Consider the following 16,761-nt stretch of genomic DNA (forward strand, 5'->3'; position numbering starts at 1 on the left):
CTTGAGCCGTATGACGGGAAACTGTCACGTACGGTTCTTAGGGGAGGGGCTGGCAGCAATGCCAGTCTCTTACCCGACATACGGTCTGAAAAAGATATCTTGAAGCTGGTGACAACAATCATTGTGAATACCAAAGGCGAAGGGGAAAAAGCTTCCGAAGATTTTTGGGTGAAAGCAGAGAAATTGCTGTACACAGCACTGATTGCTTTTATCTGGTATGAAGGGGATGAAGAGGAAAAGAATCTGAATACCCTTCTGGATCTTTTGAACGAAAGCGAAACCCGTGAAGAGGATGAAACTTACCAGAATCCTGTGGATATGATGTTCCAGGAGCTGGAAGAAAGAGATCCGCAGCACTTTGCGGTCAGACAGTATAAAAAATATAAAATGGCGGCTGGTGTAGTAAGTTTGAAGAGACTTCTTAATCAATCAAATTTAAAGAGTTGGAGCTCCAAAATGATTAAAAAGTCTCTTGAGGCTTATTTTTTTACCTTAAAGAACAAAATTGTATTTTGTAAAAAACAATTTCAAAACATGTCCGTATTTTGTTTCGTCAGTACAGAGATTGTGTAAGGAACTTTAAAAAGATGACACGAAATCAAAAAAGATGCAGTAAGGGGGCTGTAAAAAGACCTCTGAGCATTTCGTTTAGTGTAAGAATCTTTTTTACTTCTTACACGAACCTTGAAAACGAAACAGCCTGCCCGTAGTGATACCAGAACTGAATAGGCATTCAGCGTGTCTTTTTTGGTTAATACGTCCCGGAAACATCAGAACCCGGTACAGGAACGGATATGGGATGAGAACAGGCAATTAATAAACAAAGGAAGGAGGACATCTGACTATGACAGAGAAACAGGGATTCATGACAGCGTTGTATGAACGTCTTAGTCGTGATGATGAATTAAACGGGGAATCCAACAGTATTTCAAACCAGAAGAAACTGCTGGAACAATATGCAAAAGAACATGGATTTACCAATCTTGTTCATTTTACTGATGATGGTATCTCCGGTACAAGATTTGATCGCCCAGGCTTTCTTGCCATGATGAAAGAAGTAGAGTCGGGGAAAGTCGGAACGATTCTGATTAAAGATATGAGCCGAATGGGAAGAGATTATCTGAAAGTCGGACAATATATGGAATTGCTGCGACAGAAGAATGTCCGCCTGATTGCAGTCAACGAGAATGTAGACAGCTTCCGGGAGGACGATGATTTTACTCCATTCCGAAATATCATGAATGAATGGTATGCAAGGGATACCAGTAAAAAGATAAAATCCACTTTCAAGGCGAAAGGAAAATCCGGCAAGCATGTGGCAAGTACAACACCATATGGGTATCTGAAAGACAAGGATGACCCGAATGTATGGATTGTTGATGAAGAAGCAGCTGTAGTTGTACGGAGAATCTTTCACATGACAATGGATGGGTACGGACCATATCAGATTGCCAAGGCACTGAAAGAGGATAAGGTTGAGATACCAGCGGTTCATATGGCAAAGAAAGATGCCGGATTATGGAAAGGCAGAGTAGAAGAAATCAAAGATCCTTATGGCTGGGGCTCTTCTACTGTTGCAGGCATTCTGAAGAAAAGAGAGTATCTTGGTCATACAGTGAACTTCAAGACCAGAAAACATTTCAAGGATAAGAAAAGCCATTACGTATCTGAAGATAATTGGACGGTGTTTGAGAACACGCAGGAAGCCATTATAGATCAGGAAACTTTTGACAATGTACAGAGAATCCGAAGCAATGTGAGAAGATATCCAGATGGATGGGGAGAAGCCCACCCCTTGACAGGTCTGATGTATTGTGCAGACTGTGGTTCCAAAATGTATGTCCATCGAGTAAATAATGGCAAGCGAGTACCACAATATACTTGTTCTGCATATTCTAAAGTTCCGGTTGGAACACTCTGCCAGACACAGCACAGAATTAATGCTGATGTGGTTATGGAGCTGATTAAGGAACTTTTAAAGGCTGTTGCGGAGTATTCACAGTTGAATCGTGAAGAATTTTTGGAGACAGTAAAAAAGGCACAGACTTCACAGCAGTCCAGTGAGATCACAAGATTGAAAAGCAGATTGGCAGAGGCAAAAAAGCGTGTGCAGGAACTGGAAAAACTGATCTGCAGAATTTATGAGGACAATATTCTTGGCAAGCTGCCAGATGAACGCTATGCGATTCTTGATGGACAGTATTCTAAAGAACAGAAAGATTTGTCGGCAGAAATTGCAGATATGGAAGCTGAATTATCAGGCTATGAAGAAGGTCGCAGATCAGCGGAGAAGTTTATTGCTCTGGTTGATAAATACCAAAATTTTGAGGAATTGACCACTTACATGCTGAATGAATTTGTAGAAAAGATTGTGGTGCATGAGCGTGACCGGAAAGGAAGCGTTGAGACGACACAGGAAGTGGAAATCTATTTTAACTTCATCGGCAGATATTTACCGCCACATTTCGGTGAGGTGAAAATGACACCGGAAGAAATTGAAGAAATGGAAAAACGGGAAGCCAGAAAAGACAGGCTTCACCAGAATTACCTGAGAAGAAAAGCAAATGGAAAGCAGCAGGAATACTATGAACGGACAAAGGCAAAAAAGAAAGCCGAACTGGATGCAAAAAAAGAAGAGATCCGGCAGGAAGATATTGCAAAAGGTGTGTTCATTCCGCTATCACTGCTTCCCCCAGCAGAACCGAAGAAAGGAGTTGCATCAGCATGAGCAAATTAGAAAGAATCATTCACGATAACAGTAATGGTCTGGATTATATCCTTGTCGGGGAAATCTATCTGCCACTGATCGCAGTACCCGAAGAGAAAAGAGAGATTGGTTTTTATGGAAGTCTTCACAGAAACTATCTGAAAGATTACAAGAGTGGCTTGTATTCCTATCTGACATTGAGTGGTAAGCTCTGGACGTATCTCGCAGATCTGAATGAGCAGTGTTTGGAACGCAGGGATTTCCTCATGGAACAGATTATGGAGCAGGAAGGCATTACGGAAGAATTGAAAAGCAGAGATCAGATGGAATGGGTTCGCCGGGCAAACAATGCAAGAAGCCGGGTAGATGAAATTATTTTAAATGAACTGGTGTATGTGTAGGAGGGACTTATGAGATACTGGATTGAATATGCAGACGGAAGATGTTGTAATTTTGCAAACAGCAGAAAAGATTTACTGGACTGGCTGAAACTTTTGAAAGATGAAAAAATCGTTGATATCCGAAAGATTTACAAAAGCGGTGTGACAGATTCTGTGATAGACAGCTATCGTAGTTATCTGAAACAGTGAAAGGGGTGGACAGTCATGGTTGTTGTAAGAATTATTGTGAAAATCGTATTACTGCCAGTGCGTATATGCCTGACAATGATACAACTGGTGGTTATGTTCTTCACATGGCTGTCGGCAACGGTATTTCATATCCTGTCGGGGATCATCTGCATTACAGCAGTTTTAGGGTATGGATTCGGACAGGAGACAGGCACAGAAGCGGTCAGGATGCTTGTGGCAGGTTTTATACTTTATATCCTGCTGTGCTTTCTGGCTGGGCAGTGGTGTGGCTGGAAACAATCAAAATCAGATTGATGAAGTAGACCACTGGAAAAAGGAATAGGATTCTTAAATGAAGATTACAAAAGAGATTGAAGAATTTATCAACCTGACCATAACGGAGCATATGGGAAAAGAGTATGCAGACTGGAAACTGAGCCAGCCGTCTGTGACAGAACCAGATGAAGTTGAGGAAGAATATAAAAAAGTGATTGCCACACTTCCACAGAAACAGGAAGAGGCCATTACAAAATATTGCGACCAGATATTTAACAGTGGAGCAGAGACAGAAGAATTTTTCTACCGGTTGGGACTGAGGGACGGAATGAAACTTAGGAAGAATGTTAAAATGGTTCTGAAGCAATTATCAGAATGATACATACAGGAATTATCTGAAAAGTGAATGAGTAAAGGAAAGGGCATTAACCGTAAAAAGTTAGTGCCCTTTGTTTTACCCATTTTTATATTTTCACAAAATCCGATGCAGAGGATTTTTGAAAAACAGACGGAACGGAGATCCTGCTGAAGGGACAGCGGCAGGAGTTACGTTTTGTCTGCTGGGAGTACAGAGGGCTGGAAGTCCTTTGTGCCCAGATTGCAAAGAGCGGCAGCATCTTGCTGGGGTTAAGGGGCAAAGCCCTTAGCAGGTTAAGGGCGGCAGCCATTGCCCAGTGATATGGCGTTTCGCCATATGGTACTGGGTACTGTCTGTAACGGGGACAGAGACTTTTGGAAGCTTCGCTGCAATCCCCTCCGGGGAAACAACTTGAAAAAAGGAGAGATGTGAATTGAAAGGCACAAGGCATAACGGCAGATCTGGGAAAGACGGTGTTTACAATCCGCTTCACAATGACCGGAGATTTGACCCGGAACACAGTGAGCATATTGACAATGAACGTGTCCGTCAGAATATTTACTGGGACTGCTATCAGGGATATACCACAATGGCAGACCGGGGAAAAGAGGATAATTTTTCTTTTAACCAGATTGAGATGGCATACTATGTGGATCATTACAGCGATTATGTGATTAACCAGAATAAACGTCATGAGAAAGCAAGACACCCCGACAGATGTAAAGGGGTGGAAGATGTTCTGAAAAATAAAAAGACCTGTCCGGAAGAAAGTATCTATCAGCTTGGGACGATAGATGAACACGCTTCTGTGGAAACGCTGGTTTTGGTTTTTGATGAATTCAAGAAAGAGTTCGATGAGCGGTTTGGTTCTAATGTGCATATCATTGACTGGTCACTGCACATGGACGAAGCGACTCCGCATATTCATGAGCGTCATGTATTCGATGCTACGAACCGGTATGGGGAGATTGAACCGAAACAGGAAGCGGCACTGGAAGAACTTGGCTTTGAACTTCCGAATCCGGAAAAGAAAAGATCAAAGACAAATAACCGTAAGGTTGTTTTTGATTCTGCCTGCCGGACAATGTTCCTGGATATCTGTAAACGTCATGGACTGGAAATTGACGAAGAACCGTCCTATGGAGGAAGGCAGTATCTGGAGAAACAGGACTATATCCGAATGAAGCAGAAAGAAGAGATTGCGGTTCAGCAGGAAATGCTCAATCAGCAGAGGGATAAGGTCAATGCGAATCATCTGGAACTTGCAAGGCAGTCAAACCATGTCAGGGCAAATGAAAAGGTTATCCAGTCACAGAAAGAAAAAATAGAACAGCAGGAAAAAGAATTTAAAGAAAATTTCATTTCCAATTCTGACCGGATTCTAAGTCAGGGCGAGCTGATTGAAGAACAGAGAGAGGAACTGCAACAGCTTACCCTCCGTATTGAAGATGTGGAAACCTTGCTTGACGAAGTATCCAGTGAAGCCTATGACAAGGCTGTGGATAAAGTCGCAGAGGAAACAATGCGGGCTACCAGAAAAGATGACATTCGTCTTGCGGAAGATTCTAAGAGATGGATTCAGAGTCCGGAACGTAAGGCATCACGAAAAGAAAAGGAATATGCGATAAACAGGCTGGACGGTCTGATTAAAAAAATCGAATATGCGATGGAAAAAGCTGTTGTGAGGGTTGTCCGTCAGTTAAAACAGCCAGAGAAGAAAAAAGCCGTTGTAGAAGAAATCAAAAAAGAAGTGAAGCCGTCAATCAGAGAAAAACTTGCATTGAACGTAGCAAAGATTCAAAGAGAAGAGGCAGAGAGAAAACAACTGAATAAAGGAAGATCACATTCCAGTGATCTGGAACTATAAGGGCATTTTGTTGATTCCGTAAGGACAGGACAAAGTGCTTTTTTGTTTTTTGTGAAAACTTGCTTCCCAGATTTGGGAAGCAGATTTAAGAAAGAGAGGAAACGAATTGGGATTATTTGATGAAGTAAAACAGAATGTGACCGTCCGGCAGGCTGCGGAGAGGTATGGGTTAAAGCCCAACAGGAGCGGACTGATCCGCTGCATTTTCCATAATGACAAATCACCCAGCATGAAAGTTGACCGGAGATATTATTGTTTCGGGTGTGGCTGTACAGGAGATGCCATTGATTTTACGGCACAACTGTTTGACATTGGATTGAAAGATGCAGCCATGAAGCTGGCAGATGATTTTGGGATTCCTTATTCCGGCAGGGACAGGGGATCACCGCAGAACAGGAGAAGCGTTTCAGCAAAAAAGCCAGAGCCGACACCAGAAGAACTTTGGCAGAAAAAACATCTGAGATGCCTGAGAGCCTATCTGGATTATCTGAGCCTGCTTCTGGAATGGAAAGAACAGTATGCACCAAAAACACGGACAGAAGAATGGCATGAAAAGTTTATGACTGCTCTCAGGGAGTTGTCAGTTGTTGAGTATTATCTGGATATCCTGCTCTTTGGGGACAGGGCAGATAAGGAAGCACTTGTAAAAGAAAAATGGAAGGAGGTGGAGCGGATTGAGCAATGCGAAAGAGAAGATAAAGGAGATCGCCACAAAAGAACAGAAAGATGCCATGAAAGAAATGTTCCGGATGGTAGATAAAAGCAAAGTCGATGAAGTGAAACAGATGCTGGAATATACACAGAAAGGAACTGCGAAAGCAACGGTTGGAAATTATATGGTTGTGCTGAGAAATGATCCGCTTGTGCGTGAGAGTATGAAATACAACAAGCTGACAGGCAGGATTGATATTGTAAAAAAACTCTGGTGGAATGAGGAAGTCTGCAAGCTGGATGATGATGGCAGGACTTATTTCTACTATTTCTTTGAACGCTATTACAAACTCACAAGTGAAAAATGTATGGATAAGGCACTTCGCATAGAAGCCAACAGCCGGGCATACCACCCGATCTGTGAGTATCTGGAACAACTGGAGTGGGACGGGCAGGAGAGAATCCGTTATGTTCTGCAACGGTATATGGGGGCAGATGCTTCGGATTTTGTCTATGAGGTTGTGAAGCACTTCCTGATGGAAGCATTAAGCAGAATCTACCGCCCCGGTTGTAAAGCAGATGAAATGCTTTGTCTGGTAGGTCAGCAGGGAGCCGGAAAATCCACATTTTTCCGTTTTCTTGCATTGAACGATGACTGGTTTTCTGATGATCTGAAGCAGTTGAATGACAGTAAGATATACGAGCATCTCCGGGGACACTGGATTATGGAAATGTCGGAGATGATTGCTGCAATCAGTGCAAAGAGCAATGAGGAAATCAAGTCATTCCTGACCAGACAGAAAGACACTTACCGGAACCCTTATGATAAATATGAGGAAGACCGGAAGCGTCAGTGTATCTTTGCAGGTTCAACGAACACAAGGCAGTTCATTCCTTTTGACCGTACCGGGGCAAGACGGTTCCTGCCGATTGCTATAGACAGCAGTAAGGCAGAGAAGCATATCCTCGATGATGAAAAAGAAGCCAGATCCTATTTTGACCAGTTGTGGGCAGAAGTAATGGAAATCTACTGGTCAACGGAGAATAAGAGCAGCCTGTTGAAGTTCTCAAAGGAAATGGAGCAGGAGATCAGTGAATACCGAAAACAGTTCACACAGGAAGATACGATGGCAGGAATGATACAAGGCTGGCTGGACGCTTATAAAGGTAGTCATGTATGTTCCGTCCAGATCTGGAAAGAAGCCTTTGACCATTTTGACCGGGAGCCGAAAAAATTCGAGACAAATGAGATCTGTTCCATTATGGATACGCAGATCACTGGCTGGAAGAGAGCCGGAGTCCACAGATTTTCAAAGGAAGGATATGGCAGACAGAGAAGCTGGATCAGGGAAGGAGCAGAAGAAGAGGGTGGCAACGAACCGGATAAAGATGGATTTACAAAGCTGACGAAAGCAGAACAGTTGGAGCTGCCATTTGATCTGCCCGACAGAGAGAAAGGCTGATTTTGATGCCGAAAGGCTACTGATTACCCGGAAATTTACTGCTTGTTGACATTTTTGTTGACACCAAAATCCTTTGTATTTACCGGTGTTTCAGCTACTTTTTAACAGGTGTCAACAAGAACATTCAAAAAACTTTTCAATAGTATTTTGGAAAACAGAAATAACTACCCGAAAAAAGTTTCAAACCCTATGTTGACACTTGCGTTGTCAGCGTGCCGATAAACTCCCGGCAGGGACAGAAGCAAACCTCTCTCTGTCGGGCACAGGAAAGAAAGGAAATAGATGATTATGGAAAAAATGATGAATAAAAAAACAGAGGGAAACACATTTACAAAGAAAATCGGGCAGACAGTATATGTTGTCCGCTATCATTTCAATGAAGATGCAAAGGAAACCATGCAAGAAAAGATTAACCGGATGCTGGTTACAGAAGCAAGCCGAAAGGCAATGCAATAGATGGGGGCAGAGACAATTGGAATTGAGATATGTTTGAAAATGTGATATGATTTGAGCAACAAATTAGAAGTTATAAAGGAGAAACACTATGGGATTATTTGGTAAAAGCAAAAAAGAGCGAGAAAAAGAGTATATGAACAGATTAGATGTTCCATTATGTTTAAAAGAAGACTTTGAATTGATTATTGATGATGTATTTACAATTATGGGGGGTGGAACAGTTGTCACAGGAAACATATCAACAGGAATGTGTAGAGAAGGAGAAAATGCGTGTGTTTATAAAACAAATGGAGGTGTATTAGAGACTATAATTACTAACATCGATATACATACAAAAGAACGAAAATCAAATGGTTGTGGATATAAAACAGAACATGTTGGACTTGGGTTAAGAGGAGTTTCTAAGGAACAATTAGAAAAAGGAGATAGAGTGATTGTAAAGAATGCCAATATGTATGGAATGTAATTACAAATTCAAGTTTGCAGAATCAAGAAAACTGGAATTTGAGGTGATGAAACTATGACAGAAATACAAATTGCATGGTTAGAATTGATGACAGTTGGAGGTCTTGGTGTAATATTGGTTTTACTAGGAGTTACTTTCAATATCATTGTAAAAAGACAGAATCAATTGTGTACAAAGCAGACAGACGGTATTGTTAAACAATATGGGTTTCCGGGAAATGGAAGGGTGTATCCAATCGTGGAGTACTTTGTGAATGGAACTTGTTATAAAACAAAGAAAATATTTTGTGGAATTAAAACAACGCAAATATCTGGAGTACCCGTACCGGTGAAATCAGAAGTCTATGAAGATGAAAAAGGCTGGCTACATGTAAAAACTGGATCCATTGCAAATTTGCGTCAACTTGCAGAGCAGTTGTGGCCTATCAACAGTAAGATGACAGTTTATTATAATCCAAACAATCCTAAAAAGTGCTATGTTGATAGACCAATTTCAAAAAGTTTTACTTCCATGATGTTTATCATAATGGGAATAGTAACGATACTCTTGAGTGTATTGGTATTCTTTTTGATGCAGCTATAAATTACAAAAGATAATTGGTAATCAGACAAAATTCAAGTTTGTAGAATTATAAAGGAATAATATTATTTTAAATGAGCTGTTCGGATTAAATGCGTTGCCCTCTAACGGGTCAAGGATGAACCATGATACAATCAAACTTGAGTATGGTATTAAACATCAAAATATTCGTAATTTCCTTTTAGTTAAGAAACAAATATAGTAAGAGCAAAATATCGCTCTTTTTTCATTCAAAAATAAGTTATACTAGAAACAGAGGTGATATCCATGATTAACAATAAAGAGAAAAAAATGATTCAAAGATATTGTATATATCCAAAGATTGCAGTGGTTGCACTCATCTTTTCATTTGTACAATGTGCATTAATAGTACCATTAGAGATGATAGATGATTTAGTATTCCAAAACAAAGGTTTTCAGCCTACAGGGATGTTTACTGCATTAGGATTTGTCATTATATATGTTATTATATTCTGTTTCTGTGCACTTGCCCCTAAGTTTGGAATGAACGGTAAGAAATGGAAATCTCTTATAGGTAGATTAAATGTGAAACAGTCAGAAACAGATTATTCTAAAGAGGTATCTGCTGCTTTGGCGTCACAAGCTGTTGGTCGATTCCTTAAAGAAAGTGATAATGATACTGCAAAGAATATAGGAAGTGCTATGCAGGTGGCTGGTGCAGTAAGTACAGTCTCTACATCTATAGATATGTTATCTGAAGCAGGAAGTAATGCCGAGAACATGGCACATGCTTATAGAATCCCTATTCCTGATATAAAAAAACAACTCATTGCCTTTGCAGTTATCCCAATACTTATTGTAGTCGGTACTTATATACCTCAATATATAAAAGGAAAGCAGGCAATGGATCAAAGAATTGCAGCTTCTGCAAAACAAGTAGAAATAGTAAAAAAGGCATTAGAACCTGTATGTGTAAGAGTACATGCAGACAATCCAAATGAATCACGTAGTAGATCAAGTTATACTGTTATGGGATATTTAAGAGATTCAGGTGCTACTGATTGTTATGTTCATGTTCAAGTCAATAATAGTGGTACTATCATCAATATCTCATATGTAGAAGGTGTGGATATTAATAAGAGTTTAGAAGAGAATTTAATGCAGACAGAAAAAGATTTTGCGACATTACAAAAGTCTTTTGAGAATTTAAATGTATCCGTATCTAATCCTGAGATATTATCTTATCAGGCTATTCCACAACAATTTAAAGATGAATTTCTAAATGGGACATTTTATAAGAGTTTCCGTTTCTATGATCAGGATGCGCCTATCAGTTTGTCTTGTTCATTTGATACAGAGACAGAAGATCAGTTTGATGAATATACAAGACCTAAAATTCATTTCTTCTTAGGATCAAAATAGACACCTTATGAATAATAAATTTGATGAACAAAATGATACAGTCAAATTTCAGTTGTTAAACTTATTAATATTTTATCACAGGCACACCTGAAATTCTATTTAAATTCATTTGCTTTGAGGATGCAGAATGATTTAAATATCCCAACATAGGCATACTTCTTATTGGACACGGAATCTTTCTTGTAAGAAAATTGGCAGTTGTATATAATAGTTACAGACCACAGAAAAAGTGGAATAAGCAGAGGAAAATGGATGATTATGAATTACGAAGGTATTTTAGAGTTTAAAGGAACATGGAGAAGGTATCAGGCAAGGGTTTTGGAACACGCAGACAGGTACATGGCAGATGGAAAAATACATATTGTAGCGGCACCCGGATCCGGGAAAACGACATTGGGAATTGAACTGATCCGCAGGATGAACGGAAAAGCACTGATTTTGGCACCATCCATTACGATCCGGGAGCAGTGGATCGCAAGGATTGAGGAAGCTTTTTTATGTGAGGGCATACAGGGGGAAGATTATCTTTCACAGAATTTAAAACAGCCAAAGGCGATCACGGTTGCAACCTATCAGGCATTACACAGTGCCATGACAAGATTTCAGGGAATACAGGAAGATGCAGGTGAGGATAGTGGCACAGGCACAGACGAGTGCCCGGCGAAAACAGAGACAAAGGAAGTAGATTACAGCGGTTTTGATCTGGTTGGGACGATGAAAGAGGCTGGGATCGAAGTACTCTGTCTGGATGAATGCCACCACTTGCGAAGTGAATGGTGGAAAGCATTAGAAGAATTCAAAAAACAGGTGAATAACCTTAAAATCATCGCTTTGACAGCAACACCACCATATGATTCCACACCGGCTATGTGGACGCGGTACATGAATATGTGTGGAGAGATCGATGAAGAGATTACGATACCGGAGCTCGTAAAAGAGGGAAGCCTCTGTCCGCATCAGGATTATGTTTACTTCAACTATCCAACAAAAGAAGAAGAGAAGGAAGTCAGACGTTTTGAAGAACGCAGTAAAGCAATGACAGAAAAAATCATGCGGGATACTCAGTTCCTTACGTACGTAAGAAGCCATAAGGGGTTCAGTGGACAGCTCTCAGATGATCTGCTTCTGGATAATCCGGCATATCTGGCATCACTGTTGATTTATTTACAGAGCAAAAATATTGCAATTCCGTCCAGATTACAGAGGCTTTTGGGGGCAAAAAAATTACCGGACATGAATGTGCAATGGATGGAGCGTCTGTTACAGGGATTCTTGTATGATGATGTGGATTCATACCTGTGTGACAAGACATATCGTGAATTGCTAATTGCTGATTTAAAATCCGACGGTCTGATAGAAAAGAAAAAAGTCGTCATGACGAAAAGTGCGGCAGTGGAAAAAATGCTCACAAATTCCCTTGGAAAATGTAACAGCATCCGTGATATTGTGTTCCATGAATATGAGGCATCCGGTCAGGATTTGAGGCTGCTTGTTTTGACAGATTACATCCGGAAAGAATATGAAAAAGCAATTGGAAATACAGAATATGATGTTAACTCACTTGGAGTGCTTCCGTTTTTTGAGATGCTCCGTCGTGACAATGAAAAGAAAAACGAACAAATCCGTTTTGGGGTGCTTTGTGGAACGATTGTGATCATTCCGGCAGAGGCAAGAGAAGCATTAGAGCAGGCGATCGGAATGAGCGGAAAAGTTACATTCAGCAGGATCGGAAATCTTTCTGAAACAGATTATCTTAAAGTGACAGCGGTTGGAAATGCACATTTTCTCACAGGGGCGGTAACAGATATTTTCTCAAAAGGCTATATGCAGGTGCTGATCGGTACAAAATCGCTGTTAGGGGAAGGATGGGATTCTCCTTGTATCAATTCCCTGATCCTTGCAAGCTTTGTAGGCTCATTTATGTTAAGCAACCAGATGAGAGGGCGTGCCATCCGTGTGATGAAAGAACATCCGGAAAAAACAAGTAACATCTGGCATTTAGTCTGTTTAAGACCGTGGAACGAAGTGCTAAAGGCAGATGACAATCAGATCAGTGAAGATTACAGTATGCTGGAGCGAAGGATGGAACATTTTCTCGGTCTGCATTATACAGAAAATACGATTGAAAATGGAATGAAACGGTTGTCAGTTATTAAAACGCCATTTAATAAAACGAATATTGACAGGATTAACAGACAAATGCTGAAAATGTCGGGGCAGCGCGATACGTTAAAAGAACGTTGGAACAGTGCACTTGCAGTCTATGACAAAATGGATATTGTGGATGAGACAGAAGTAAAAGACAAATTTGTCACAAGTGTTGTTTTCTGGGATGCGATTCTTACAATGATCCTGTCAGGAATTCTGTGTCTGATCGGGGCAATTGGGGCAGGTATTGTTGCTGCAGCGTCCCAAAATGGTATCCTGGCCGGAACCTGTTACTTCTTCATTGCTGCCGGACTGGCTGGAATTATGATACGTTTCCCGAAAATTTTCATGTTGGGAAGTCCGCTAAAAAGATTAAAGGCATTTGGAAATGGAATCCGCAAAGCATTAGAGGAGCAACAGCTTCTGGAAGAAACACACTGTAAAGTTGAGACAGAATCAAACGGACCGGATAACCATATTATTTATCTGTCCGGTGGAAGCGGCAGGGATAAAGCGTTGTTCGCACAGTGTGTCAATGAATTTTTTGATGTGATCGACAACCAGCGTTACATACTTGTGAAAAAGAAGGGACACAAAGGACTGAATGGTTTCTATGCCATTCCAAATTGTTTTTCGAAAAAGAAGGAGGATGCGGAACGTTTTGCAAAATGCATGCATCCGTATATCGGAAATTATGACTGTGTGTATACAAGAAATGAAAAAGGAAGGGAACTTCTGTTAGAAGGCAGGGTGAAGGCACTTGCCAATCGGGAGGAGCGGTGCATTTCCCACAAAAAAGTAAAAGGGGCGTTAGAGTAGAAAACATATTGACAACGAAATATAAAAAATTTGTAGAATTCAAAATTTAATATGAAATGTGAGATAGAGCGTATGGAAATAAACTATACGTTCTATTTTTTTGCCTTTTTGAGAAAAATGATTAAAAAACTATTGACATTTTGTTACTGGTAAAACGGCGAAGTCGATTTTGATATCCTGTGGAGCCAGACTTGCCCCATTTGATATCGCAGAACTTCGTGAGATCATGTCTTACGATGAAATGGAACTGGATAAGATCGGGGATAGGAAAACAGCCTTGTTCTTGATTATGTCCGACACAGATACAACCTTTAACTTTGTGATTGCCATGTTACAGTCACAGCTTTTCAATCTGCTTTGCGATAAGGCAGATGATGAATATGGTGGAAGACTTCCGGTGCATGTGCGTGTCATCGCTGATGAGTTCGCAAACATTGGTCAGATTCCTCAGTTCGATAAGCTGATCGCAACTATCCGAAGCAGGGAAATCTCTGCTTCTATTATTTTGCAGTCCCAGAGTCAGCTAAAGGCAATGTATAAGGATAGTGCAGATACCATTCTGGGCAACTGTGATACTACACTTTTTCTTGGTGGCAAAGAGAAAACTACCTTAAAGGAAATGAGTGAGCTTCTGGGGAAGGAAACCATTGACCTGTATAACACTTCGGAGACGAGGAGTAATCAGAAGTCCTTTGGATTGAATTACCAGAAAACAGGCAAACAGCTGATGACGGAAGATGAGATTGCAGTCATGGATGGAGGAAAATGTATCCTGCAGATCCGTGGTGCCAGACCATTTTTCTCGGATAAATATGATATCACGAAACACAAAAACTATCGGCTTCTTGCAGATGAAAACGAGAAGAACCGGTACAAAGTAGAAAAAGAGTTAAATCCGCAGTACACACCGAAACCCGAAGAAGAGGTGGAGGTAATTCAGGTGGAGCTGTCGGAGTAACCTTGGGAATGAACGAAAAATAATGAGGAAAGGAATAACTGACATTAGGTGCGCCGGCTTTTTAGTCGGTGTTTTTTCATTCCCGTAAACACCTGAAAGAAGTCAGTTTTGGTGACTGTATATGGCATTTTTTAGCAGTGCAATTACAACTTTAAAAACTCTTGTAGTCGCAATCGGCGCAGGTCTTGGCGTGTGGGGTGTCGTAAACCTTCTGGAAGGATATGGAAATGACAATCCCGGCGCTAAGAGCCAGGGCATCAAACACTTAATGTCTTCTATGTGAAAAGATTTTAAAGAGAAAATGCACATCCTACGCAGATAACATGACAATTTCATGCAAAGCGAAAGGAGACACCATGAAAATCGAATACACAAAAGTGGGAGACTATTATTTACCGAATCTTTACTACCCGGAGGAAACCAGACCGATTGGCTTATGGGGAATGCTTCGGAAGGAATATCTGAAAGAACATAAATCTGGAACTTATACATATCTTCTTCTGACCGCCAGGCTGGACAGTTATTTGGCAGATCTGAATGAACAGGCACAGGAACGCTTTGAATTGATCGAAACTCAGATGCGAAGTGCGGAGGGAGTTTCCGAGGAACTGAAGAGACAGAATCCTATGGAATGGCTATGCCACTGTAACAATATCCGCAACCGGGCTGCTGAGATCATCAAGCAGGAACTGATTTATGTATAAGGGGGATTCTAGATATGAGAAGAGAACTGATTGAAAGTTATTATGAAGAATACCAGCGGGAGCTGGAAAGATTTCTTGAATCTGACCCGGAGATGTTCACTCTGGAAGCAGAAATTCATCATTACATAGAAATACTGGAACCGGTCCTCAGAGATGGCGGACAGGAGATGTGGCAGACACTGGACAGGATTATTTCAGCGAAAAATGCAATGGAGGGAATTGTGGCAAAAGAAATGTATATCCGGGGATTTTTGGATTATGAAAGACTGGTGTGTGAAAAAGACAGTAAGATCTGAATAATCAGAACATAGACTATATATAACGAGGCTTTTATTGTATAGACAGTAAGAGCCTCATTTAATATAGTTTTCATAATAAAAAACAGGTGGTAGTACGTATTTGCTTTGTGTTATATAAGAATTGGTCTGGCTGAACAATGGTGAAAATTTACTATGATTTTACTTAAATCTGATTGAAGGATGAAAAAGTGATGATATCATATAGTGGGTTGATAGGGTTACAGAAAATGTATTCACAGAGGCAGAGAAGAAATAATGAAAGTAAAAAATGCAGATGAATTTTATAAAATATTAGAAAGAAAGGCTATATATCCGGTATTTCAGCCGATTGTAAATTTACAGACTGGAGATGTGGCAGGATATGAAGCTCTTAGTCGTATCGACAGGCATGATACGACTCTTATGATTTCAGATTTGTTTGTGATTGCTGAACAGGTAGGCTGTGTTTGGAAATTGGAAAAATTGTGCAGAAATAAAGCATTGAAGGCAGCGGCGAATAAACCAGAACATGCAAAATTATTTCTTAATGTAGATGGTAATATCATTCAGGATAAATCGTTCATACAGGGATTTACAAACCGTAAGGCTGCGAAAGCCGGAGTACCGTCCTGTGACATTGTATTTGAAATAACGGAACGGTCGGATATAGAAAACTATCAGATTCTGCAACAGATTATGAAGCATTATGCAGATCAGGGATATGAAATAGCTTTGGATGATGTTGGAGCTGGATATTCTGGTCTGAACCGTGTAGTAAATACATCGCCAAACTACTTAAAAGTTGATATAGAACTGGTCAGAGATATTCAAAAACATAAGAAAAAGGAAATTATGATGGAATTTCTGTTGCATTACTGTAATGAGACAGGAGCAATTCTGATTGCAGAAGGGATAGAAACAGAAGCAGAGTTGGAGTGTCTGTGTAGATTAGGTGTTCATTACGGACAAGGATATTTTCTTGGAAGACCGGACAGAACGTTCAAAAATGTAAGGAATGAGGCGATGTTGGTATTACGTAGACTGAATAATAAATCGTAATGAAAACTATATGTCAGCAG

17 protein-coding genes and 2 pseudogenes are annotated in these 16,761 nt (G+C 40.4%); all 19 read left to right on the forward strand.

Annotation, left to right across the window (positions count from 1 at the left end; translation table 11 throughout):
* Nucleotides 1–78: 78 nt before the first annotated feature.
* Nucleotides 79–445, forward strand: a pseudogene (locus GPK88_RS18830) (type IV secretory system conjugative DNA transfer family protein); the annotation flags it as partial.
* 399 nt (nt 446–844) lie between these two features.
* Nucleotides 845–2,728 carry a recombinase family protein gene (locus tag GPK88_RS07820; RefSeq protein ID WP_021738891.1) on the forward strand — a complete coding sequence of 628 codons (1,884 nt, stop codon included), beginning with the start codon at nt 845–847 and terminating at the stop codon, nt 2,726–2,728.
* On the forward strand, nt 2,725–3,108 hold the full coding sequence (locus tag GPK88_RS07825; protein WP_021738890.1) for a TnpV protein: 384 nt from the start codon (nt 2,725–2,727) through the stop codon (nt 3,106–3,108). The genes GPK88_RS07820 and GPK88_RS07825 overlap by 4 nt, the downstream gene beginning before the upstream one ends.
* Nucleotides 3,109–3,117: 9 nt before the next feature.
* Nucleotides 3,118–3,297 carry a hypothetical protein gene (locus GPK88_RS07830; RefSeq protein ID WP_021738889.1) on the forward strand — a complete coding sequence of 60 codons (180 nt, stop codon included), beginning with the start codon at nt 3,118–3,120 and terminating at the stop codon, nt 3,295–3,297.
* A gap of 15 nt (nt 3,298–3,312) precedes the next feature.
* Nucleotides 3,313–3,591, forward strand: a complete 279-nt coding sequence (locus GPK88_RS07835; protein WP_044963260.1) for a hypothetical protein — start codon at nt 3,313–3,315, stop codon at nt 3,589–3,591.
* 37 nt (nt 3,592–3,628) lie between these two features.
* Entirely contained in the window at nt 3,629–3,931 is a 303-nt protein-coding gene (locus GPK88_RS07840) for a hypothetical protein (RefSeq protein WP_021738887.1), read from the forward strand.
* 412 nt (nt 3,932–4,343) lie between these two features.
* Entirely contained in the window at nt 4,344–5,777 is a 1,434-nt protein-coding gene (locus GPK88_RS07845; RefSeq protein ID WP_021738885.1) for a hypothetical protein, read from the forward strand.
* Between the two features lie 106 nt (nt 5,778–5,883).
* Nucleotides 5,884–6,537 (forward strand): CHC2 zinc finger domain-containing protein, encoded by a 654-nt coding sequence (locus GPK88_RS07850; RefSeq protein WP_021738884.1) that lies wholly within the window; start codon nt 5,884–5,886, stop codon nt 6,535–6,537.
* Nucleotides 6,452–7,891: a virulence-associated E family protein gene (locus GPK88_RS07855; RefSeq protein ID WP_227097757.1), complete on the forward strand. Its 1,440-nt coding sequence runs from the start codon at nt 6,452–6,454 to the stop codon at nt 7,889–7,891. Before GPK88_RS07850 ends, GPK88_RS07855 begins: the two co-directional genes overlap by 86 nt.
* A 288-nt stretch (nt 7,892–8,179) precedes the next feature.
* A complete protein-coding gene (locus GPK88_RS07860; RefSeq protein WP_081695227.1) occupies nt 8,180–8,347 on the forward strand; it encodes a transposon-encoded TnpW family protein in 168 nt (55 codons plus the stop codon).
* Between the two features lie 88 nt (nt 8,348–8,435).
* Nucleotides 8,436–8,813, forward strand: a complete 378-nt coding sequence (locus tag GPK88_RS07865; protein WP_021738881.1) for a translation elongation factor Tu domain protein — start codon at nt 8,436–8,438, stop codon at nt 8,811–8,813.
* A gap of 54 nt (nt 8,814–8,867) precedes the next feature.
* A complete protein-coding gene (locus GPK88_RS07870) occupies nt 8,868–9,395 on the forward strand; it encodes a DUF3592 domain-containing protein (protein ID WP_021738880.1) in 528 nt (175 codons plus the stop codon).
* A gap of 264 nt (nt 9,396–9,659) precedes the next feature.
* Nucleotides 9,660–10,775: a hypothetical protein gene (locus tag GPK88_RS07875; protein WP_021738879.1), complete on the forward strand. Its 1,116-nt coding sequence runs from the start codon at nt 9,660–9,662 to the stop codon at nt 10,773–10,775.
* Nucleotides 10,776–11,033: 258 nt separating this feature from the next.
* The gene (locus GPK88_RS07880; RefSeq protein ID WP_044963264.1) at nt 11,034–13,742 is read left to right on the forward strand and encodes a DEAD/DEAH box helicase family protein; all 2,709 of its coding nucleotides are present in this window, start codon (nt 11,034–11,036) and stop codon (nt 13,740–13,742) included.
* Between the two features lie 148 nt (nt 13,743–13,890).
* Nucleotides 13,891–14,581: pseudogene (locus tag GPK88_RS07885) on the forward strand (VirD4-like conjugal transfer protein, CD1115 family); the annotation flags it as partial.
* A 240-nt stretch (nt 14,582–14,821) separates the two neighbouring features.
* The gene (locus GPK88_RS07890) at nt 14,822–14,983 is read left to right on the forward strand and encodes a Maff2 family mobile element protein (protein WP_055298248.1); all 162 of its coding nucleotides are present in this window, start codon (nt 14,822–14,824) and stop codon (nt 14,981–14,983) included.
* Between the two features lie 40 nt (nt 14,984–15,023).
* The gene (locus tag GPK88_RS07895; protein WP_003864602.1) at nt 15,024–15,404 is read left to right on the forward strand and encodes a TnpV protein; all 381 of its coding nucleotides are present in this window, start codon (nt 15,024–15,026) and stop codon (nt 15,402–15,404) included.
* A 14-nt stretch (nt 15,405–15,418) separates the two neighbouring features.
* A complete protein-coding gene (locus GPK88_RS07900; protein WP_003864601.1) occupies nt 15,419–15,700 on the forward strand; it encodes a hypothetical protein in 282 nt (93 codons plus the stop codon).
* Between the two features lie 258 nt (nt 15,701–15,958).
* Entirely contained in the window at nt 15,959–16,741 is a 783-nt protein-coding gene (locus GPK88_RS07905; protein WP_003864600.1) for an EAL domain-containing protein, read from the forward strand.
* The last annotated feature ends 20 nt before the right edge of the window (nt 16,742–16,761 follow it).

It is taken from the genome of Blautia sp. MCC269, assembly GCF_018785655.1.
Lineage (GTDB): Bacteria > Bacillota > Clostridia > Lachnospirales > Lachnospiraceae > Blautia_A.